We start from the raw sequence: 21909 nt of genomic DNA, 5'->3' as shown, positions 1-21909 counted from the left end.
CGTTCCCCGGAGTGCTCAGCTGGGGGCGGAGCGCGACTTTTCCGGTACGGCGTCGCCGTACGGCCGGAGGCCGGCGGAGGGGTGGGGGGTGGAGGGGGTCAGCCGGAGGCTGACAGGGAGGTCAGGTCGAAGGCGAGTTGCGGGGCGATCGAGAACAGCACGGCCGCCGCCAGCGCCAGGCCCACGGCCAGCCAGGCCGTCACAGGCGGCCGGTACGGCGACGGAGCGGCCGCGCCCGCCGGGGCGAAGAGGCGGGCCGTCCAGACGGCGTAGTAGTACAGCCCGATGACGGTGTTGACGGCCATGACCACCGCCAGCCAGCCGGCCCCGCCCTGGACGATCTCGCGGAAGACGAAGACCTTGGCGAACAGCCCGGCCAGCCCCGGCGGCAGGCCCGCCAGGCAGACCAGGCAGAACGCCAGCGTGAGGCCCGCCGCCGGCCGGCGCAGCGCCAGGCCGCGGTAGTCGTCCAGCTCGTTGCGGGCGGCGGTCCTGGAGACCAGCATGACGACCGCGAACGCGCCCAGGTTCATGGCGGCGTAGATGACCAGGTACGCCATGGACGCGCCGACCGCGCCCGGCGCGTTCGCCGGGCCGGACGCGGCCGCGACCGCGAGCGGCGCGAGGATGTAGCCGGACTGCGCCACCGACGACCAGGCCAGCAGGCGTACGGCCGAGCGCTGGCGCATGGCCAGCAGGTTGCCCGCGGTCATGGTCAGCGCCGAGACGATGGCCACGATCGGGGCCCAGGTGGCCGCCTGCCCGGACAGGCCGGTGACCAGCACGAGGATCAGCCCGGCGAACCCGGCGGCCTTCGAGACGACCGAGAGCAGCGCGGCCACCGGCACGGGCGCGCCCTGGTAGACGTCGGCGGCCCACGAGTGGAACGGCACGGCGGCGATCTTGAAGGCGAAGCCCGCCACCACGAGGACGACGCCGACCGTCACGACCGCGGGCAGGCCCGGCCCGGACACGGCTCCCGGTGCCGCCGCCTGCCCGGCGAACACGGCCGCCAGGCGCGACAGGTAGACCGAGCCGGCGATGCCGTACAGGAGCGACACGCCGAACAGCATGACCGCCGTGGAGACCACCGACACGACGAACAGCTTCACCGCCGCCTCCGACGAGCGGCCGTCGTAGCGTTTCATCGCGGTGAGCGCGAAGATCGGGAGCGAGACGAGCTCCAGCGCCACCACCAGCATGATCAGGTCTCGGGAGGCGGGCAGGGTCACCGCGCCGACGAGGGTGCACAGGAGCAGGAAGTGCCATTCGCCCACGGGGATGGCGCCGGCCGCCAGCTCCGTCATCGACATCAGGACGACCACCACGGCCGCCACCAGCACCAGGCCCGCGAACGCCAGCGTGAACCCGTCGACGACGTACGAGCACAGCGCCGCGGACCGGCCGGGGCCGCCGGCGAGGTGGGGAGGCACGCAGAAGGTCGATCGCGCCGGGCCGGCCGCGACCGCCTGCGCGACGACGAAGCCGAGGGCGAGCAGGACGCCGCCGAGCGTGAGCAGGCCGAGGCCGGTCTTCGTGCGCGGGCGGGCCGGGAGGAACGCGTCGAGCAGCAGCACCAGGCCGGCCGTCAGGGCGAGCACCAGAGGCGGCGCGATGAGGAAGTAGTCGATCTGCTGGATCATGAGAGGACTCCCAGCAGGGTCTGCACGGGCGGCGTGGTCAGCGACAGCAGCAGGCCCGGCCACAGGCCGAAGAGGAGGATGAGGATCACCAAGGGGGTCCAGGCCAGCAGTTCGCGGCTGCTGATGTCGCCCGGGGCCTCCTTCCCCGGGTCCTGTCCGGCCGGCTGGGATTCGAGGCGGTTGTCCGCTGGGCTCGGGGCGAGGGTGGCCGTGGCGGACGGGTGAGCGGGGGTGCCGCCGAGAGGGGCGACCGGGCGTTCGTCCGGGGTGCCGGGGATCAGGCGGTCGTCCACGGCCGCCGCGGCGTCGCCGGCCGGGCTCTCGCCGGGTGTCGGGGACGGGGTGGTGAGCGGCCGGGGGCGGCCGTGGGTGACGCGGGACAGCATGACCAGGAAGTACGCGGCCGTCAGGACCGCGCCCAGCCCGCCGATCACCATGTACGTGAGGAAGAGCCCGCGCGGCAGCCCGTTCGCCGGCTGGAACGCCCCGAACAGCGCCAGCATCTCCCCCCAGAAGCCGGCCAGCCCGGGCAGCCCCAGCGAGGCGATCGACGCGAACGTGAGCACCGAGCCCAGCCGCGGCATCCGCGCCAGCAGGCCGCCGCCCAGCGCGGGCATCTCCGAGGTGTGGAAGCGGTCCTTGAGCGCGCCGGCCAGGAAGAACAGCAGGCCGGTGATCAGGCCGTGGGCGACGTTGGCGAACAGCGCGCCGTTGATCCCGACCGGGGTCAGCGTGGCGAAGCCGAGCAGGACGAAGCCCATGTGGCCGACGGAGGAGTAGGCGATCATGCGTTTCAGGTCGCGCTGGGCGAGGCAGGCCAGGGCGCCGTACACGATGCCGACCACGGCGAACGCTCCCAGCCACGGCGCCACGGCCGCCGCGCCCTCGGGGAGCACCGGGATGGCGATCCGCGCGAAGCCGTACGTGCCCATCTTCAGCAGCACGCCCGCCAGCAGCACCGAGCCGGCCGTGGGAGCCTCCGTGTGGGCGTCGGGCAGCCAGGTGTGCAGGGGCCACATGGGCGTCTTCACGGCCAGGCCGATGCCGATCGCCACGAACGCCAGGATCTGTACGGACCTCGCCATTCCGGCGCCGTGCGACGCGCTCAGCGCCACGATGTCGAGCGTGCCGGTCTGGGCCCACACCAGCAGCAGGCCGAGCAGCATGACGACCGAGCCGAGCAGCGTGTAGAGGATGAACTTGATCGAGGCCGGCCTGCGGCCCGCGCCGCCCCAGATGCCGATCAGGAAGTACATCGGGATGAGGACGATCTCGAAGAACACGAAGAAGAGCAGCAGGTCCAGGGCGAGGAAGGTGCCGATCATGCCCACTTCGAGCACGAGCAGCGTGAACACCAGGGCTCTGGGGCGCGCGCTCATGAGCGCGCCGCCAGCCCGGCCGCCGCTCGGCTGGGTGGCGGCGGGTTCTCGGGGGGTGCGGGGTGGGGTGCGGCCCCGGCTCAGGTGGACGAAGCACAGGAACGTCAGCAGCGCCGTCAGGACGACCAGCGGCAGCGAGATGCCGTCGACCCCGAGGTGGAAGCGCAGCCCGAGCCCGGGGACCCACGGCCGGTCGACCTCGAACTGCATCCGGGCCGCCGCGCCGTAGTCGAACGTCGCCAGGAGCAGCAGGCTGAGCGCCAGCGTGACGCCCGAGAAGATCAGCCCGTACGTGCCGAGCGGGGCGCGCAGCGTCCGCGGCGGCAGGAGGAGCAGGAGGGCGCCGAGCAGGGGCACGGCCGGCAACGCGACGGAGATCCAGCCCATCATGCGAACACCACCGCCCGGCCCCGCACCGATCCCGTGCCACGACCCTTCACCCGGGCACGACCGCCCGGCCCCGCGCCGATCCGCACGCCACTGCCGCTCACGCGAACACCACCGCCCCCACCGCGATCAACAGGACGCCTGCCAGGACGCCGCTCACGTAGAGCTGGACGTTGCCGTTCTGGGCCAGCCGCAGCACCCCGGACAGCCCCCGGGCCGACCTGCCGGAGCCGCGTACGGCGCCGTCCACGACCTTGTCGTCCGTGGTGACGACGAGCCTGGCCAGGGCCAGCACCGGGCGTACGACGCACGCCGCGTAGAGGGCGTCCAGGTAGAACGCGCGCTCGCACGGCGTGCGCAGCGGGCCCAGCAGGCGGGCCGGGTCGGCGATGGGGTCGAGGCGCCAGAGCGTGTGGACCGCCCCGGCGCCCAGCAGCGCGAGCACGACGCTGACGGCGCCCACGCCGAGGTCGAGGTGCGGCTCGCCGGCGAAGCCGAGCAGCAGGGCGGGGACGGCGAGGAGGACGAGGGGCACCAGCATGGTGCGCGGGGCCTCCCTGACGTCCACCACGTGGGCGAAGCCGGGCGGCGGCTCCGGGAGCGCCACGGCTCTCGGCCGGCCGAAGAAGGTGCGCAGCCAGGCCCTGGTGGCGTACGCGCCGGTGACGGCCACGGTCGCGAGCGCGCAGGTGTACAGGAGGAGGGCGGCCGCGGCGGTGAGGCCGCCGGCCGACAGCCCGGCCGACAGCGCGTCCGACATGGCCAGCAGGACGCCGTCCTTGCTGAAGAAACCGCTGGCCGGAGGGATGCCCATCAGGGCGGCGAAGCCGATCGTCATCGTCACGAAGGTGACCGGCAGCTCGCGGCGCAGGCCGCCCATCTGGGTCATCAGGTTGGAGCCGACGTGGTGGATCACCGCGCCGGCGCAGAGGAACAGCAGGGCCTTGAACGCGCCGTGGGTCAGCAGGTGGAAGACGGCCGCGGTGTCGGAGCCCGCGGCGAGGCCGCCGGCCATGTATGAGAGCTGGCTGACCGTGGAGTAGGCGAGCACGCGTTTCAGGTCGTCCTGGGCGAGCGCGGCCAGGGCGGCGCCCAGCATGCCCAGCGCGGCGATGACGGCCAGCACGTCGAGCGTGGGGCGGGCGGCGAGGAAGGCGGGGAACAGCCTGGCCACGATGAAGATGCCGGCGGCGACCATGGTGGCGGCGTGGATCAGGGCGCTGATCGGGGTCGGGCCCGCCATGGCGTCGGGCAGCCACGTGTGCAGCGGCACCTGGGCGCTCTTGCCCGCCACCCCCGCCAGCAGCAGCAGCGTGGCCGTGACCAGCGTGGCCGCGGACATGTCGGGCACCTTGGCCAGCACGTCGGCGATGCGGAAGCTGCCGGCCGCCATGCCGAGCACGAAGATGCCGAACAGGAAGCCGACGTCGCCGAGACGGGTGACGAGGAACGCCTTCACCGCGGCGCGCGAATTGCCCCGGTCTTCCCACCAGTGGCCGATGAGGAGGTAGGAGCACAGGCCCATGATCTCCCAGCCCACGTAGAGGACCAGGAGGTCGCCCGCGTACACGACCAGGAGCATCGCGCTGGTGAACAGGCTGATGAACGCGCTGTAGGAGGGGTAGCGCGGGTCGTCCTTGAGGTAGCCGACCGAGTAGACCTGTACGGCGAGGGCCACCAGGGTCACCAGGACGCCGAGGACGCTGGAGAGGGCGTCGGCCTGGAGGGTGAGCGAGATCGGGATGCCGCCGGTGACGATCGTCCCGTAGGTCTGGCCGGTGGGCGGCGGTGCGGCCGCGGTGGCGGTGCCGGTGAAGTAGGCCAGGCCCGGGCCCGAGGCCAGCCACGCGGCCAGGACCGCCGAGAGCGCCGTGGGGATGATCGCGATCCAGGCGGCCCGGCGGTTGGCCCGTTCGCCCGCCCGGCGTTGCGGCGCCACGTCTTCTGGCCGGTGCCGGGTGACGGTTTCTGGCCGGTGCCGGGTGACGGTGTCGCCTGCTCGGCGGTGCCGAGTGGTGTCGTCTGCTTCGTGTTGCGGTGTGGGCGCGCCTGCCTGGTGCCGGGTTGCGGGGTCGCCGGCCGGTGTGCGGCGGTGGGGCAGGCGGGAGAGCAGGAGGCCCGCGAAGGCCGCGGCGAAGGGCAGGAGCACGGTCAGCAGCGGGAAGGTCGTCATCGGGTGCCGCCTCCTCGCCTGGCGGGCTGCTCGTCGCCCTGGTCGGGCTCGGGGGCCGGCCGCCCGTGCCGATGGTCGTCGGCGCTCGACCCGGCGGGGTCGTCAGTGGTGGTGGTGCCCGCTTCGGCAGGGGCGGGCTGTGGGTGGGCGGGCGTGGGTGGTGTGCCCGCGTGGCCGCCCGTCGGCAGGCGCCGGGTCGCCGGGCTGCCGGAATGCCCGTCGGCGGGCCCGCCGGGCTTGCCGGTGAGGTCGCCGGTGGGCTCCGCGCCCGGCTCTCCGGTGGGCTCGGCCAGGTCGCGGAGGCGGTCGAGGTCGACGGTGCGGCGGTTCCTGTAGAGGGCCAGCACGATCGCCAGGCCCAGGCCCACCTCGGCGGCCGCGATGACGATGACGAAGAGCGTGAGCACCTGGCCGCTGTGCAGGCGGTCGCGCAGCCACACGTCGAACGCGACCAGGTTGAGGTTGACGGCGTTGAGCATCAGCTCGACCGACATCAGCACGAGGATCGTGTTGCGGCGGGCGAGCACGCCGTAGACGCCGATGGAGAAGAGGAGCGCGGAGACGACCGCCGGGTAGACGATGTGCACTAGTGACCCCCGGTCTGGTCGGGTGGCCGGCCGTCCACGGCCCGGTCGGGTGACGAGGTGCTCTCGGGTGACGAGGTGCTCTCGGGTGGCGTGGCAGACGTCTGCGGTTGATCGCGAAGCTCTGGTGGTGCCGCAGACGGTTCCTGCGGTTGCTCGTGAGGAGCCGGTGGATGGCCGGCTGGAGTTTGGGCGGCCCCGGGTGCTGCGTCTGATCGCCCCGCCGGGTTCCGTTGATGACCGGGTGGTTCCTGCCGTTGCCGGGGTGGTTCTTGCGAGGGCTCGGACGGCCCTTGCGGAGATGGGGCCGGCTCGGACGAGAGTGCGGCCGCCCCAGGAGGTGCAGGCGGCTGTGCGGCCGGCTCGGATGGCGGGGCGGGTGGTGGGGCGGGTGGTGGCTGGGGGTGCTCGGGCGGGGTCTTCGGTGGTTGCGGGGGTTGCCGTGGTGGGGCGGGCGGCTGGGTGGGGGTGGGGGGTGCGGGAGAGCCGCCGGGGATGTCCGTACGGGACAGGACGATGGCGCCGATCAGTGCGGCCAGCAGCAGCACGGACAGCGCCTCGAACGGGAGCACCCAGGTCGCGAACACGCTGGCGCCCAGTTCCTTCGCGGCTCCGGCGCCAGGGGTGAGCGGGGTGTATGCCGTGCGGAAACCGTCGATCACCACCGTGACCAGGATCGCCGCCGTCGCCACCGCCACCAGGGCCGCGACCGGCTTGTTGCCGCTGTCGAGGTCGGTGGAGCGGCCTATGGGGGCGCGGGTGAGCATGATGCCGAACAGCATCAGCACGACCACGGCGCCCACGTAGATGAGCACCTGGACCCAGGCCACGAACTCGGCGGTCAGCACGAGGTAACCGCCCGCCAGCGCACCGAAGCACAGCACCAGCCAGAGGGCGGCGTGGACGAGTTGTCTGGTCGTGACGACGAGCAGCGCCGATCCAACCGCTACCGCGCCCAGGAGCAAGAACACGATCTCTTGCCCGGTAGGTGACAGGTAGGAGGGCACCGCCTCGGTCACGACTCCTCCTCGGACTCCCTTGTGTCGTCAGGGCCGAGCCGCCCCGGCGGTCGAATGGACCGTGGATCGGCCATCTTGCGTCTGCGCGGGCTCGCGGCAGAAGTTTGCCCTTCGGGGTCGGGCTCCGGTGGCGGGTGGCCCGAGGCTGTGGACAACTTCTCGGAGGATGGCTGTCCTGTGGATGAAGCCTGATCCGGTCCCCGGCCCTCCGGATTCTCGGGGTCGGGTCCGCTCTGCGGTCCGGGGTGGCCTTCGTGGGCGCGCTCGGGGCGGCCCTCGCCCTGCGCCCGGTCCTCCCTCTGCGCCTGGCCCTCCCCCTGCGGCTGGTCCTCCCCCTGCTCCTGGGGCCGGCTCTCCCCCTGCGGCCGGGTGGATGGGAGGGCGCCCGGGGGGCGGATGCCGCGTACGTTCGTCATCGGGCGACGGGGGCGTCCCCCTGGAGTGCGCGACGGCGGCCTCTCCCCGGGGCCGGCGTCGGAGCCGCCGGTCGCCGGAGCTTCGGACGCGCGGGCCGCGGGAGCGCCGGGCGCGTTCGAGGACGTGTCGTCGAGGGGGCGGGCCTGCGAGGCTCCGGGCGCGCGTGTGCCCGGAGCGTCAGAGGTGCCCGGAGCATCAGAGGTGCCCGGAGCATCAGAGGTGCCCGGAGCGTCAGAGGCGCCTGGGGTGGCGGGCCCGGGGGCGGGCCTCGCCGGAGCGGCGTGGGCGCCTGTCGTCGGGACGTCTGAGGTGCCTGAAGGCTCGGGGGCGCCGGTTTCCGGGGTGGCGGGCTTTGGGGTGGAGGTCGGGGTGTCGCCTTCCTGGGCGGAGGTGGGGGTGGCGCCTTCCGGGGCGGAGGTACGGGAGCGGGGCGCCGCAGGGGTGCGGGCCGGGCGGCCGGGCGCGGGGCGGCGTGGGGCCGCCGTCAGCTCCTTCGGGGGCTCGGCGCCCACCTCGTGAGCCGGGGGCGGGGGGACCGTCTGGGCCCAGGCGGTGAGCCTGTCCTTCTCGTACACAAGATTGCGGATGTCGCCCTCGGCGTACTCGAACTCCGGCGACCAGAAGAGGGCGTCGAAGGGGCAGACCTCGATGCAGATGCCGCAGTACATGCACAGGGCGAAGTCGATGGCGAAGCGGTCGAGGACGTTGCGCTGGCGGGGACGGCCGCCTTCGGGGGCCGGGATCGTCTCCTTGTGGGAGTCGATGTAGATGCACCAGTCGGGGCACTCCCGGGCGCAGAGCATGCAGGAGGTGCAGTTTTCCTCGACAAGGGCGATCACCCCTCGGCTGCGGGGCGGCAGATCGGGCTTGACCTCGGGATATTGCTGAGTCACCGACTTGCGCAGCATGTGGCGAAGGGTGATGGACAGCCCCTTCGCCAGTCCGACTCCCGGTATCCGCGCCATGGTTCAACATCATGGCGCACTTGGCCGCGCTCGTGAATGATCCGACGCGTTGTCCCCAGTTTTTCCACAGCTGTCCACAGGCTGGCCGGAGGTTATCCACAAGCTGTGCGCATGCCCGATATGAACCGCGGCATGGCGATAGTCTCTCCGCCATGCAGCACAGCCATCCCGTCCGCCCAAGTGGCCTGAGGTGGACGGCCGCCGTCGTGTGGGCCTGCCTGCCTCTGTTCACGTGCGGGCTGGCGACCCCGTTCACGATCGGGATCGCCGCGTTCTGGCTGCGCAACATCTGGCACGGCGTCGCCGCGGCCGTCTACTTCGTCGGCATCGGGTCGTTCCTCATCGCGGCCGTCTCCTACGAGGATTACGAGGATTTCCCGGCGACGCTCTCCGTGCTGGTCACGATGGGACTCGTGCTGAGCTGGATCGGCGGGCTCATCCACTCGGCGATCCTGGTGCCGTTCATGGCGCGCGCCCGGCTCACCGGGCCGGCATATCCGCCCGCGGACCTGAGGGATCGCGCCACCGGCCCCTCCGCCGACCTGCGGCACCACGCCGGCGGCATGGCAGGCGACCCGCGGCGCCACTCTGGTGGCGCGGCCGGCGACCCGCGGCACCGCACCACGGGCCCGTCCGGCGAGCCGTGGCATCACGCCACCGCACTTCCTGACGACCTGCGCCACCACCCCACCGTGCCTCCTGACGACCCGCGCCACCACCCCACCGCTTCGCCTGCGGACCTGCGGCACCACTCCACCGCTCCGCCCGCCGGCCGGCGGCGGCGCGCCTCCGGGCCCGCTTCCGACGGGCGCGGGCGCACGACGGGGCCTGCTGACGACCTGCGGCAGCGTACGACCTCGCCCAGCTACCAGCGGCGGCCGGGAGAGCCGGAGTGGATCGGGCACTATCGGGTGCTCCAGCCGCTGGGGCGTGGCGGGCAGGGGGCGGTCTATCTGGCCATGGCGCCCAACGGCACGCGGGTCGCCGTGAAGGTGCTGCACGATCTGGTCGACGAGACGGCTCGGGCCAGGTTCGCGCGGGAGGTGGAGGCGGCGCAGCGGGTGGCGACGTTCTCCACGGCCCGGGTGCTCGACGTGAACATCAGCGGGCAGCACGCGTACATCGTCAGCGAATACGTGGAAGGGCCGTCGCTCGAACAGCTCGTCAAGAAGCACGGGCCGCGTGACGAGGACGGCCTGACGCGGCTGGCGCTGTCCACGGCGGGGGCGCTGGCGGCCATCCACAAGGCCGGGGTCGTGCATCGCGACTTCAAGCCGAGCAACGTGCTGATCGGGCACGACGGGCCACGGGTGATCGACTTCGGGATCGCGCGCGCCCTTGACCAGGTGACGATGACGTCGGGGAAGATGGTCGGCACGCCGCCGTACATGTCGCCCGAGCAGTTGACGGGCGAGGCGGTGGGGCCGGCCTCCGATGTGTTCAGCTGGGCCGTCACGATGATGTTCGCGGCCACGGGGCGGCCGGCGTTCGGGGAGGACACCGTGCCCGCGGTGTTCAACCGGGTGCTGACCTTCCACCCCGACCTGTCGCCGCTGCCGCCCGCGTTACGCGGCATCGTGGGGACGTGCCTGAACAAACGTCCGGATGAGCGGCCCTCGGCCTCTGACGTGATGCTGGCGATCGTCCGCGAGTGACCGATCCGCCCGCGAGTGACCTCCGCCCGCGCCTCCCTGCCCGTCCTCTTGACCCCTCCGCGTGTCTCTCTGCCGTCCTCCTGTTCCCTGTGCGTGTCTCTGCGGTCCTCCTGATCCCTGTGGGTGTCTCTTTGGGGTCCTCCTGATCCTGTGGGTGCCTCTTTGAGGTCCTCCTGATCCCTATGAGTGTCTCTGCGGTCCTCCTGATCCCCGTCGGCGTCTCTTCGGGAGCCTTCTGATCCCCTCGGTCTCTGTCGTCCGTCTGACCCAGTCCCCCGGTGACGTCCGTCCCTCTGCCGCTTCGGCCGCTACTTGGTGGCGTGGTCTTTCGTGGGGATGGAGAGGAGGGGGGCTCGGCGGGCGTTTCGTGTCGCGGTCAGGGCTCCGGTCAGGCCGCTGGCCAGGCAGATCAGGAGCAGGCCCGCGTACTGCGGCAGGGAATAGGCGAACCAGGGCTCGCCCGTCATGGCCGTGCCCAGGGCGGTCAGGGAGGCGGCGGCGATGCCCGTGCCGAGCAGGGCGCCGGCGCACGTCACGATCAGCGACTCCCAGCAGACGGCTCTGGTGAGCTGGCGCGGCGTCGTACCGACCGAGCGCAGCAGCCGGAGCTCACCGGTGCGCTCGGCCATCGACATGGCCGTCGCGTTCAGGACGGAGATCACCGTGTACGCCACCGCCGACCCCACCAGCACGGGCGCGGCCCAGGCCGCGGGGCCGGTACGGGTCACGCCCGCCGCCACGTCCGCCGTCGTGACGGCGAACAGGAAGGTGCACGCCAGCGCGATCGTCAGCATCACCGGGGACGCGGCCGACATCGCCCGGCGCGGCTGCGCGATCAGCGCGGACCGGGCGAGCAGGCCCGCGCCCGGGTCCAGCCAGGCCACCGGCGCTCCGAGCAGCGCGCCCATCCCGCGCAGCACCACGGGGCCCAGCGCGGACGCGGCCACGCAGAGCGCCATCGTGGCCCCCAGCGCGGTCGGGGCCTGTGACCGCTCGTTCACCTGGGGCACCAGCCACAACACCACGGCCCCGCCGGCCAGCGCCACCACCCCGGTCACGGCCCTGGGCCACGGCAGGAGCCGCTGCTGCGCCGCGCTGTCGCGCAGCACCTCCAGCGGCCCGACGCGCACCGCCTTGCGCGCGGCCGACCGGGCCGCCAGCGACGTCACCACCACCCCGACGACCAGGGCCAGGACGAACGGCCCAGGCGTGAGCTCCAGCGGGATGCCGCCGGGGGCCAGCCCGGACCCGCGCATCAACGCCGCCATGGTCGCGGCGTACGGCATGGCCAGCAGGCAGCCGGCCGCGGACGCCAGCACGGCGACCACGAGCGCCTCGGCCATGACCAGCCGGCGCACCTGCCCGGGCGTCATGCCGACCGACCGCAGCAGGCCCCACGTCCTGCGTTGCCGCAGCACGTTCATGCTCAGCATGCCCGCGACCACGAAGACCGACACGAACCCCGACACCAGCGCGGACAGCACCAGCAGGCCCATGACGCCGTTCAGCTCGCCGACCGAGCCGGCGGCGACGACGAGCAGGCCGCTGCCGCCCACCAGCGTCACGGCCAGGACCACCGCCAGGAACGAGAAGGCGAACCCGGCCCTGTTGGTCCGCACGTTGTTCCAGGCCAGCAGGAGGATCATCGGCGTCCGCCCAGCCGGAGCCCGATCTGGTCGGGCGAGGGCCGGTCGAGCACGTCCACGATGCGCCCGTCGGTCAGGAACACCACCGTGTCGGCCCGGGCGGCGGCCTCGGGATCGTGCGTGACCATCACGACCGTCTGCCCGAACCCGTCGACCGCCTCGCGCAGCAGCGCCAGCACGTCGTGGCCGGTGCCGCGGTCGAGCGCGCCCGTCGGCTCGTCGGCGAAGAGCACCTCCGGCCTGCCGAGCAGCGCGCGGGCGATCGCCACCCGCTGCTGCTGGCCGCCGGAGAGCTGCGCCGGGCGGTGTCCCTCTCGTCCCGCCAGGCCGACGCGGTGCAGCAGCGTACGCACGTGCGCCGGGTCTGGCCGGCGCCGGGCCAGGCGGCTCGGGAGGATCACGTTCTGCCAGGCGGTCAGTGACGGCACCAGGTTGAACGCCTGGAAGATGACGCCGATCCGGTCGCGGCGGAGCACGGCCAGCTCCTTCTCCGGCAGGCGGGTGATGTCGTCCCCGGCGATGCGGACGGCGCCCGACTGGGGGCGGTCCAGCCCCGAGGCGCACTGGAGCAGCGTGCTCTTCCCCGAGCCCGAGGGCCCCATGACGGCCGTGAAGCTGCCCTTCGGGAAGCCGATGGTGACCTGGCGGAGCGCGGCGACCTCTGTGGCGCCTCTGCCGTATGTCCTGGTCACTTCCTGAAGGAGGACCGCGCTGTCATTCATGATCACGAGTCTGTTGACGATCACCCCCGGCGAACATCCGGCATCCCCCTGATCAACCCCTGACGCACCCCCTGTCTCTCCATACCCCCGCCTCGCCCTCTGGCTCACCTCGCTCCCCTGGGCTTCCGGCTCTCCCCAAGAGGACTGCTGGGGTGGTGCGGTGTTCTGTCGCCTGCGAACGGGGGCCATGCCTCGGGCGGTCTCGGTGAGGCGCGGGTGGCCGCGGCTGCGAGGGCTGCTGATCAGGGGTGGCTTCCCGAACGTTCCTGGTCAGGGGGGTGACTTCCCGAGCGTTCCGGGTCAAGGGGTGGCTTCCCGAGCGTTCCGGGTCAGGGCGAGGTACTCCTCGCGGGACACCCGGTGGACGGCCAGCAGGAGTTCGTGGCGTTTCGCGAACCGGTCGGCCTCCTCCGGGGACCAGGGGCCGGGGAGGTGGTGGAGGACGCGGTCCTGGGAGTCGAGGACGGCCAGCCCGGTCAGATGCTCGAAGCGGTAGAGGAGGAGCCGGAAGGCCCGGCCGTACGCCCGGCCCATGCGCACCTCGTCCAGGACCTCCTTGCCCTGCGTGACCTGGAGGACGTTGCGTGCTCCCATGGTGAGACCCGGGCCGCCGTGCGGGCCGAGGACCAGGCCCTTTCTGACGCGTATGCGGTGGAATTTCACCACAAGAGGGCGGAAGACGAGCAGGGCAGGGCTGAACAGCGCCAGGAACCATTTCGCGTCGAGCAGATCGAGAACCAATCGGCCGGCCATCGACAACCCGCGCCACGCGGCCCACATCCCCATGGAGATGAAATACGCCATCAGGGCCGCGCCCGCGACGGCCAGGCAGATGCCGACCGGTTTGCGCCACGCGCCCGCGGAGGGGGCCCGGAGGCCGCGGATGCGCCGCCAGCCCGGGGCGCGGGACGCGAGGGCGACGCGGACCGGCCGGGAGGCGTACTCGCGGGCGTCCTCCAGCGGGATTCCGGCCCTGTCCGCGAATCTCCGCAGGTCTTTCCCGTACCACTCGCCCGGGAGGTCGAGGAGGACGAGGCCGTCGGCGTCCAGGGCGGCCAGGCCGTGCAGGCGCTGCCCGCCCTTGGCGGACGACGTTCGTTTGACGCGGTAGTGGTAAAGGCGGGCCGGGGTCACGGTGCGGGACTCGCCCGAGGCGTGGTCGGTGACGGTGAGTGTTCCGCGATCGCAGGTCAGGACTGTTTTCGGACGTCTGCCGCCCTTTGTCGCGCCGGCGATCGGTCGGAGTTGGTCCACTCGCCTGAACCCCCGGAAATCATCTAGCCCCTAAAGCGCCCCTTGCCCACTTATGACGAATAAAGCGGGAATAAGGTTTCCGGGGAACGCCCCCGCCGGCCGAAGCCCCGGGTTCAGATGAGGACCTTGACGACGCCGGTGAGCGCGAGCTGTACGAGGGCCAGGGGCACGAGGACCGCCCAGGCGAGCTTCTGGAGCTGGTCCTCGCGGAGCCGCGGGTAGGTGACCCGGAGCCAGATGACCACGAAGGCCAGCAGGAAGACCTTCAGCAGGGTCCAGATCCAGCCCGCCAGGAACGGGCCCTGCCAGCCGCCCAGGAACAGCACGGTGGTCAGGAACGACAACACGACGATCCCGACGTACTCCGAGAGCATGAAGAGCGCGAAGCGCATGCCGGTGTACTCGGTCATCGGGCCCATGATGATCTCGGACTCGGCGATCGGCATGTCGAACGGCGGGCGGCGCAGCTCGGCCAGGCCGGCCAGGAAGAAGACGACGCCGCCGATCGCCTGCCAGGGCAGCCACCACCACTGCCAGGCCTCGACGATGCCGGGGAGCGACAGAGTGCCCGCCGCCATGGCGACCGAGGAGGCGGCCAGGACGAGCGGCAGCTCGTACGACATGAGCTGGGCCGCGGAGCGCATGCCGCCGAGCACGGAGTATTTGTTGGCCGACGCCCAGCCCGCCATGATCGAGCCCAGCACGCCGACGCCCATCACGGCGAGGACGAAGAAGAGGCCGAGGTCGAGGTTCACCGCGACGCGGTCGCGGTCGATGGGGATGACGATCAGCACCAGCAGGTACGGGACCAGCGCCACGCCCGGGGCGATCATGAAGATGCGGCGGTCGGCCGCGGCCGGGATGATGTCCTCCTTCTGTGCGAACTTCACGCCGTCGGCGATGAGCTGCGCCCAGCCGTGGAAGCCACCGGCGTACATCGGGCCGAGGCGGGACTGCATGTGGGCCATGACCTTGTGCTCGGTCTGTCCCACGATCAGGGGGAGCACCAGGAACACGACGAGGATGACGACGAAGCTCAGCACCACTTCAAGCATCGGGTGGCCCCCAGTCGGCCGGTACTCCGGGTGGAAGCGTCTTGCGGCGGCTCGGCGCGCCGTGGCCCGACTCCCCCGGCTCCTTCGCGCCGGGCCAGGGCTTGGCGACGCGGGCGGCCAGGATGAAGTCCTTGCGCAGCGGGTGCCCTTCGAAACCGTCGGGCAGGAGCAGGGGCACGAGGTTGGGGTGGTCGTCGAAGATCACGCCGAACATCTCGTACGTCTCGCGTTCGTGCCAGTTCGCGCCCCGGTAGACGGGCACGGCGGAGGGCAGGCGCGGGTCGTCGCGGGGCACGCGGGTGCGCAGGAGCAGGCGCCGGCCCGCGGCCGGGTTGTAGACGTGGGCCACGACGGCGAAGGCGTCGGGAGGCTCGTCCACACCGGTCAGCCAGTCGAAGAAGGCGTAGCCGAGGTCGTCGCGGACGTGGGTGAGCAGCTCGATCCAGTCGGCGGGGGCGACGTCGAGCGTGGTGTCGCCGTAGGACTCGGTGATCTGGACGCGGTCGTCGCCGAAGCGCCCGGGAATGCCCGCGAGCCCGTCGTGCCCGTCGTGCCCGTCGTGGCCGACGTGCCCGTCGTGGCCGCTCATGCCTCCAGCTCCGGCTTCTGCTGCGACGGCCCGCCGGGGCCGGCGGGCGGCTCCGGGGCGGTGGGGGACTCGTGGGAGCGGGACCAGACGTAGCGGTCGCTCAGCCTCTCGCCGGCGATCTTCTCCTGGAGCTTGGTGATGCCGTACAGCAGCGCCTCGGGCCGGGGCGGGCAGCCGGGGACGTAGACGTCGACGGGGATGATCTGGTCCACGCCGTTGGTGACGCAGTAGGAGTCCCAGTACGGCCCGCCGGTGTTGGAGCAGGCGCCGAACGAGATCACGTATTTGGGGTCGGGCATCTGCTCGTAGAGACGCTTCACGGCCGGGGCCATCTTGTCGGTGACCGTGCCCGAGACGATCATGAGGTCGGCCTGCCTGGGGCCGTTCGCGAACGGGATCACGCCGAAGCGGATGAAGTCGTGCCGGCTCGTGGAGGCCGCGATGAACTCGATGGCGCAGCAGGCCAGCCCGAAGTTGAACACCCACAGCGAGTAGCGGCGGCCCCAGTTGAGCACGAAACGCATGGGTTTGGGGGCCAACCGGGAGATCGGGCCCACGGTGGGCATCGGGAGATCCGTTGCTGCCATATGGACATTCTCGCGCGGATCACAGGTAAGGCAAGGAATCTCGGTGGGGAGCGTCGGCCCCCACCTCCTCGTACGGCAGGCCGGCCACCCACTCCATCCGCAGGTACGTGGCCGGGTGCGTCTGGTCCACCCGCAGCTTCTCCAGCCGGGCCGCCCGGCGGCGGCGTTCGGTCTCGAAGCCGGGCACGGCGTCCACGGCCCCGCGCAGCGCCGTCCACATCTCCTCGGGCCGCACGGTGTGGGCGCTGGTCTCCAGGAAGCGGGCGGCGGAGTACGCGCGGGTGTCCAGGGCGTCGAGCAGCGCGACCATGCCGGGCACGCCCGCGACCCGGGCCCCCAGCTCGTCCGCCCGGTACTCGGCCCGCTGCGACGACCGGTAGAGCAGCAGCTCCAGCAGCACCATGAGCCCGCGCACCGGCAGGACGTTCCAGTCGCACGACATGCACCACACGGGGTACGGAGGCGCCGGCTTCAAGGGCTGGGCGCACTCGGGGCAAGTGGCGGACATGGCACAGCAAAGTGCCAGACCCCGGGCACACTCGGATAACGGACGGACCCGGCGCGATCAGGGCGCCCGGACAGGCCCGGGCAGCGGATGGAGCGGGCGCGCGTCAGGTCCAGGTCAGGACGCGCTTGCGCCAGGCGTACAGGATGCCCAGCGCGATGAAGCCCAGGAAGACGAACATCTCCATGAGCGTCGCCAGCCCGTAGCCGGGCGCGTCGAAGACCGTGGCCCAGGGGAACAGGAAGACGGCGTCCACGGCGAACACGACATAGAGGTAGGTGAAGACGTAGTAGCGCACCTGGGACTGCGCCCAGCCCTCCCCGACGGGATCGACCCCGCACTCGTACGTGGTCAGCTTCTCCGGCGTGGGCCGGGACGGGCGCAGGAGGCGGTTGGCGAACAGGGCGCCGGCCACGATGGCGACGCCGATGGCGAGCAGTGCGGCGACGAGCGCGTACGACCCGAAGTAGCCGTCCATGCCGTGATCGTAACCCGGCGCGGCCCGGTTACCCAGAGCGGTCAAAGGCTCCGGCCCTATCACACAAAATCGGGGTAAAGCGGAAGATCGGCACCATACTCTGACATCCATGCACAAGTCGCGTTTCGTCTCCGGGGTTGCCCTGCTGGCCCTCTCGGCCTCCGGATGCGGAATGGCCGCCGCCGCCCCCGAGCGGGGCCTCATGGTGCCGGCCGAGCCGACGCTGATCGACTTCGTCGACCCGGCGACCGTCGTCGGCCTGTCCACCGAGACGCTGACCGACGACGACCCGGGCAGCCGGTACGTGCACATCAACTATCCCGAGTTCGCCGGCGCCACCGCGCTCAACCGCGCCCTGCGCGCCCAGGCCGAGCGGCAGCTCAAGGACTTCCGCGACCGCACCGAAAGCGCGGACCCCGTCACGCCCCGCCCCGAGCTGAACGTGGACTGGCAGCTCGCCGCCGCCTCCTCCAAGGCCGTCGCGGTCCGCCTGCGCACCGGCGAGTACCTGCACGAGAGCTGGGGCAACTCCACGCGCACGTACTGGTACGACCCGCGCGAGGGCAAGGCCGTGGACTCCACGGGCCTGCTGGCGGGCGAGCCGGCGCTGCGGCGGCTCGCGGTGCTGGTCAAGGCGGAGCTGCGGGATCGCGGGCCCCAGGCCGACCGGGTGACGGCCGAGGGCGACACGTTCGACTCGATGGCGTTCAACCGCGACGGGGACCTCGTCGTCGAGTTCGACGACTGCCAGCTCGGGCCGTGCTCGCTCGGCCGGCTGGCGGTGGCGGTGCGGGCGGCCCGGGTCGAGCCGCTGCTGTCCCCCCTGGGCCGGCGGGCGCAGGAGAGCGTGCGGGAGTCGGCCGGCGGCGCGGCGGCCGACGAGGTGCCCCACTTCACCCCCACCCGCAGCCCCGACGCCGTCAGCAACCGGGCCGGGAGCGTGGACTGCGCGCGGGCCAAGTGCGTCGCGCTGACGTTCGACGACGGGCCGGGGCCCGACACCGGGCGGCTGCTCGACCTGCTGGCGAAGGAGCGGGCGCGGGCCACGTTCTTCGTCCTCGGCAGCAACGCGGCCGCGCAGCCGGCGCTGCTGCGCCGGATGAGCGAGGAGGGCCACCTCGTCGGCAATCACAGCTGGGACCATAAGGACCTGTCGAAACAGGGCAGCAGCAAAATCGCCGACTCGCTCGACAGGACCAAGGACGTGGTGTCGGCGGTCATCGGGCAGACGCCGACGCTGGTGCGTCCGCCGTACGGCGCCGTGAGCCGGCAGCTGCGCAACGTCACGCGGAACATGGGGTCGTCGCTGGTCAACTGGGATGTCGACGCCAAGGACCGGCACGGCGGCACGGCGCGCGACATCGCCGGCCGGACTGTGCGGGAAGCCCGCCCAGGTGCGATCATTCTTATGCACGACATTCGGCGGGAAACCGTGGACGCGGTTCCGGACATCCTCAAACAGTTGCGCGGGAAGGGTTACAGCTTCGTGACCGTTGCTGAGTTGTACGGCTCTGCGGGGATGCAGGCCGGACGCCTGTACGAGTCAGGAAACGGGCTGCCACGTAGGCAGCCCCTGACCTAGCACACGTGTTGGGGGGACGTATAGTTGGCGCTCGTGACCCGAACCGTCCTGTTCGCCCGCCTGCATGTAGACCTCTGCAGGCTCGCGTCCGGGCTGTGTCGTCGTTCTCCCACCTCACCCTGACTGACTCCGCCCGCGTTTACCCGCTTTGCGCGGCATGCAAACGCGTGACCTTCCGAGGATCTAGCATGGAAACAGAGAACGCGCCCGAAGCAACCGCGCATTGGCGCGTCGAGGAGGACTGAGCTGTGACGAAGCAGGTCCGGCAACTCGACCGCGTGATCATCAGATTCGCCGGCGACTCCGGCGACGGCATGCAGCTCACCGGTGACCGCTTCACCGCGGGGACGGCGGAGTTCGGCAACGACCTGTCGACGCTTCCCAACTTCCCCGCCGAGATCCGCGCGCCCGCAGGCACCCTGCCCGGCGTGTCCAGCTTCCAGCTTCACTTCGCCGACCACGACATCCTGACGCCCGGCGACGCCCCCAACGTGCTCGTGGCGATGAACCCGGCCGCGCTCAAGGCCAACCTGGGCGACCTGCCCAGGGGCGCGGACATCATCGCCAACACCGACGAGTTCACCAAGCGCAACCTGCAGAAGGTCGGCTACGACGCCAATCCGCTGGAGGACGACTCGCTCAGCGAGTGGCGCCTGCACGCGGTGCCGCTGACCTCGCTCACGGTCAAGGCGCTGGAGAACTTCGACCTGTCCAAGAAGGACGCCGAGCGCTCGAAGAACATGTTCGCCCTCGGCCTGCTGTCGTGGCTCTACCACCGCCCGACCGAGCAGACGATCAAGTTCCTCGAGCAGAAGTTCGCCAAGAAGCCCGACCTGGCCAAGGCCAACATCGCCGCCTTCCAGGCGGGCTGGAACTACGGGGAGACGACCGAGTCGTTCTCGGTCTCCTACGAGGTCAAGCCCGCGCAGCTCGCGCCCGGCGTCTATCGCAACATCTCGGGCAACCAGGCGCTGGCGTACGGACTGATCGCCGCGAGCGTGCAGGCGAAGCTGCCGCTGTTCCTGGGCTCCTACCCGATCACCCCGGCCAGCGACATCCTGCACGAGCTGTCGAAGCACAAGCGGTTCGGCATCCGCACCTTCCAGGCGGAGGACGAGATCGCGGGCGTCGGCGCGGCGCTGGGGGCCGCGTTCGGCGGCGCGCTGGGCGTGACCACGACGAGCGGTCCCGGCGTGGCGCTGAAGTCGGAGACGATCGGTCTCGCGGTCACGACCGAGCTGCCGCTGATCGTGGTCGACGTGCAGCGGGCCGGCCCGAGCACCGGCATGCCGACCAAGACCGAGCAGACCGACCTGCTGATGGCCATGTTCGGCCGCAACGGCGAGTCGCCGGTGCCGATCGTGGCGCCGATGTCGCCGAGCGACTGTTTCGACGCGGCGGTCGAGGCGGCCAGGATCGCGGTGAAATACCGCACCCCGGTCATGCTGCTGTCCGACGGCTACCTGGCCAACGGCTCCGAGCCGTGGCGCCTGCCCGAGGTCTCCGACCTGCCCGACATCTCGCAGGAGTTCACCACCGAGCCCAACGGCGCGGACGGCGCGTTCCTGCCCTACCAGCGGGACGCCGAGACCCTCGCCCGCCCGTGGGCCGTCCCCGGCACCGCCGGGCTCGAACACCGCATCGGCGGCATCGAGAAGGCCGACGGCACCGGCAACATCTCCTACGACCCCGACAACCACGACCTGATGGTCCGCACCCGGGCCGCCAAGATCGCCGGCATCGACGTCCCCGACCTCGACGTGGACGACCCCGACGGCGAGGCGAAGGTGCTGGTCCTCGGCTGGGGTTCGACGTACGGGCCGATCGCCGCCGCCGTCCGGCGGATCAGGCGCGCCGGCGGCAAGGTCGCCCAGGCCCACCTGCGCCACCTCAACCCGCTGCCGGCCAACACCGGCGAGGTGCTCAAGCGCTACGACAAGGTCCTGCTGCCCGAGATCAACCTCGGCCAGCTCGCCCTGCTGCTGCGGGCGCGCTACCTCGTCGACGTGATCAGCTACAACCGTGTGCGCGGGCTCCCGTTCAAGGCCGAGGAGCTGGCCGGAGTCATCCAGGACGTGATCGACAGTGACTGAGCTCATCAACGGGAAGGGGCTGTCGCTCGTCCCGAAGACCGACGTGAAGCAGGGCCTGAAGGACTTCAAGTCCGACCAGGAGGTGCGCTGGTGCCCGGGCTGCGGTGACTACGCGATCCTGGCCGCGGTGCAGAGCTTCCTGCCCGAGCTGGGGCTCAGGCGCGAGAACATCGTGTTCGTCTCCGGCATCGGGTGCTCCTCGCGCTTCCCGTACTACCTCAACACCTACGGCTTCCACTCCATCCACGGGCGGGCCCCGGCGATCGCCACCGGGCTGGCGGCCAGCAGGCCCGACCTGAGCGTGTGGGTGATCACGGGTGACGGCGACGCGCTGTCCATCGGCGGCAACCACCTGATCCACGCGCTGCGCCGCAACGTCAACCTGAACATCCTGCTGTTCAACAACCGGATCTACGGTCTGACCAAGGGTCAATACTCGCCCACCTCCGAGGTCGGCAAGGTCACCAAGTCGACGCCGATGGGCTCGCTGGACAAGCCGTTCAACCCGATCTCGCTGGCCATCGGCGCCGAGGCGTCGTTCGTGGCCAGGACCATCGACTCCGACCGCAAGCACCTGCAGTCGGTGCTGCGCGAGGCGACCGCGCACCGCGGCACGTCGCTGGTGGAGATCTACCAGAACTGCAACATCTTCAACGACAACGCCTTCGAGCAGCTCAAGGACCCCGAGGTTCGCGACGACATCACGCTGCGCCTGGAGCACGGCCGGCCGATCGTGAGCGCCTCCAAGGCGGCCGTGCGGGGCGCCGACGGAAACATCGAGGTCGTGCCGCGCGAGAGCGTGAGCGAGGAGCGCATCCTCGTCCACGACGCGCACAACCCCGACCCGTCGGTGGCCTTCGCGCTCAGCAGGCTCGACGAGCCGGCCTTCGAGCACGTGCCGATCGGCATCTTCCGCCAGGTCGACCGCCCGGCCTACGACGTGCTGATGGCCGAGCAGCTGGAGGAGTCCGTGGCCCAGCAGGGCCCGGGCGACCTGCACGAGCTGCTGCAGGGTGGCGACACCTGGCGCATCGGCTGACGCCCGCCGCATCGCCGAACGCCGCCGCCCCCTCCTGAAGGGGCGGCGGCGTTCGGCTTTCCCGGGCCGGCATCCCCTGCCGCCGCCGTAACGGCGCGGGAGCGGCCCGGGATAGATCCTGTGACGGGGGGTGCCGG

General features: G+C 71.6%; 18 protein-coding genes and 1 pseudogene. 5 read left to right on the top strand and 14 right to left on the bottom strand.

What is annotated here, in order from left to right; translation table 11 throughout:
- Positions 1–98: 98 nt before the first annotated feature.
- From IO39_RS32455 to IO39_RS53185, 6 genes and pseudogenes are all read right to left on the bottom strand, one after another.
- Positions 99–1643 carry an NADH-quinone oxidoreductase subunit N gene (locus IO39_RS32455; protein WP_043631050.1) on the bottom strand — a complete coding sequence of 515 codons (1545 nt, stop codon included), beginning with the start codon at positions 1641–1643 and terminating at the stop codon, positions 99–101.
- On the bottom strand, positions 1640–3409 hold the full coding sequence (locus IO39_RS32450; protein ID WP_043631118.1) for a complex I subunit 4 family protein: 1770 nt from the start codon (positions 3407–3409) through the stop codon (positions 1640–1642). Before IO39_RS32450 ends, IO39_RS32455 begins: the two co-directional genes overlap by 4 nt.
- 100 nt (positions 3410–3509) lie before the next feature.
- On the bottom strand, positions 3510–5582 hold the full coding sequence (locus tag IO39_RS32445; RefSeq protein ID WP_043631047.1) for an NADH-quinone oxidoreductase subunit 5 family protein: 2073 nt from the start codon (positions 5580–5582) through the stop codon (positions 3510–3512).
- Positions 5583–5866: 284 nt separating this feature from the next.
- Positions 5867–6169: pseudogene (nuoK, locus tag IO39_RS32440) on the bottom strand (NADH-quinone oxidoreductase subunit NuoK); the annotation flags it as partial.
- Positions 6169–7185, bottom strand: a complete 1017-nt coding sequence (locus IO39_RS58135; protein ID WP_245642431.1) for an NADH-quinone oxidoreductase subunit J family protein — start codon at positions 7183–7185, stop codon at positions 6169–6171. The pseudogene nuoK and the gene IO39_RS58135, both read right to left, overlap by 1 nt.
- Complete coding sequence (locus IO39_RS53185; protein WP_245642433.1) at positions 7182–8405, bottom strand: 4Fe-4S binding protein; 1224 nt, start codon at positions 8403–8405, stop codon at positions 7182–7184. Before IO39_RS53185 ends, IO39_RS58135 begins: the two co-directional genes overlap by 4 nt.
- Positions 8406–8719: 314 nt before the next feature.
- On the opposite strand from IO39_RS53185, the gene IO39_RS51170 reads away from it, so the two are divergent.
- Positions 8720–10222 (top strand): serine/threonine-protein kinase, encoded by a 1503-nt coding sequence (locus tag IO39_RS51170; protein ID WP_157549170.1) that lies wholly within the window; start codon positions 8720–8722, stop codon positions 10220–10222.
- Between the two features lie 308 nt (positions 10223–10530).
- Here IO39_RS51170 and IO39_RS32420 read toward each other — a convergent pair whose 3' ends face one another.
- The 8 genes from IO39_RS32420 to IO39_RS32385 all read right to left on the bottom strand — a co-directional run bounded on the left by IO39_RS32420 (position 10531) and on the right by IO39_RS32385 (position 17058).
- On the bottom strand, positions 10531–11868 hold the full coding sequence (locus IO39_RS32420) for an ABC transporter permease (RefSeq protein WP_043631041.1): 1338 nt from the start codon (positions 11866–11868) through the stop codon (positions 10531–10533).
- Positions 11865–12590: an ABC transporter ATP-binding protein gene (locus IO39_RS32415; protein ID WP_043631109.1), complete on the bottom strand. Its 726-nt coding sequence runs from the start codon at positions 12588–12590 to the stop codon at positions 11865–11867. Before IO39_RS32415 ends, IO39_RS32420 begins: the two co-directional genes overlap by 4 nt.
- Positions 12591–12890: 300 nt before the next feature.
- On the bottom strand, positions 12891–13844 hold the full coding sequence (locus tag IO39_RS32410) for a hypothetical protein (RefSeq protein WP_043631038.1): 954 nt from the start codon (positions 13842–13844) through the stop codon (positions 12891–12893).
- A 113-nt stretch (positions 13845–13957) separates the two neighbouring features.
- On the bottom strand, positions 13958–14899 hold the full coding sequence (gene nuoH, locus IO39_RS32405; protein ID WP_043631035.1) for an NADH-quinone oxidoreductase subunit NuoH: 942 nt from the start codon (positions 14897–14899) through the stop codon (positions 13958–13960).
- Positions 14892–15488 (bottom strand): NADH-quinone oxidoreductase subunit C, encoded by a 597-nt coding sequence (locus IO39_RS32400; RefSeq protein ID WP_052423641.1) that lies wholly within the window; start codon positions 15486–15488, stop codon positions 14892–14894. The genes nuoH and IO39_RS32400 overlap by 8 nt, the downstream gene beginning before the upstream one ends.
- Entirely contained in the window at positions 15485–16075 is a 591-nt protein-coding gene (locus tag IO39_RS32395; protein ID WP_043631032.1) for an NADH-quinone oxidoreductase subunit B, read from the bottom strand. Before IO39_RS32395 ends, IO39_RS32400 begins: the two co-directional genes overlap by 4 nt.
- 19 nt (positions 16076–16094) lie before the next feature.
- On the bottom strand, positions 16095–16517 hold the full coding sequence (locus tag IO39_RS32390) for a hypothetical protein (RefSeq protein WP_043631029.1): 423 nt from the start codon (positions 16515–16517) through the stop codon (positions 16095–16097).
- Between the two features lie 169 nt (positions 16518–16686).
- Complete coding sequence (locus tag IO39_RS32385) at positions 16687–17058, bottom strand: NADH-quinone oxidoreductase subunit A (RefSeq protein WP_043631026.1); 372 nt, start codon at positions 17056–17058, stop codon at positions 16687–16689.
- A gap of 109 nt (positions 17059–17167) precedes the next feature.
- On the opposite strand from IO39_RS32385, the gene IO39_RS32380 reads away from it, so the two are divergent.
- The 4 genes from IO39_RS32380 (at position 17168) to IO39_RS32370 (ending at position 21772) form a co-directional block, all read left to right on the top strand.
- Entirely contained in the window at positions 17168–18640 is a 1473-nt protein-coding gene (locus tag IO39_RS32380; RefSeq protein ID WP_084773853.1) for a polysaccharide deacetylase family protein, read from the top strand.
- Positions 18641–18673: 33 nt separating this feature from the next.
- Positions 18674–18763 carry a putative leader peptide gene (locus tag IO39_RS59720; protein ID WP_311132193.1) on the top strand — a complete coding sequence of 30 codons (90 nt, stop codon included), beginning with the start codon at positions 18674–18676 and terminating at the stop codon, positions 18761–18763.
- Between the two features lie 125 nt (positions 18764–18888).
- Positions 18889–20733 carry a 2-oxoacid:acceptor oxidoreductase subunit alpha gene (locus IO39_RS32375; RefSeq protein WP_043631023.1) on the top strand — a complete coding sequence of 615 codons (1845 nt, stop codon included), beginning with the start codon at positions 18889–18891 and terminating at the stop codon, positions 20731–20733.
- On the top strand, positions 20726–21772 hold the full coding sequence (locus tag IO39_RS32370; RefSeq protein ID WP_043631020.1) for a 2-oxoacid:ferredoxin oxidoreductase subunit beta: 1047 nt from the start codon (positions 20726–20728) through the stop codon (positions 21770–21772). Before IO39_RS32375 ends, IO39_RS32370 begins: the two co-directional genes overlap by 8 nt.
- The last annotated feature ends 137 nt before the right edge of the window (positions 21773–21909 follow it).

The sequence above is a fragment of the Nonomuraea candida genome (genome assembly GCF_000725485.1).
Lineage (GTDB): Bacteria > Actinomycetota > Actinomycetes > Streptosporangiales > Streptosporangiaceae > Nonomuraea > Nonomuraea candida.
The sequence above is the reverse complement of the archived record's forward strand: the minus strand, read 5'-3'. Positions and strand labels throughout refer to the sequence as shown.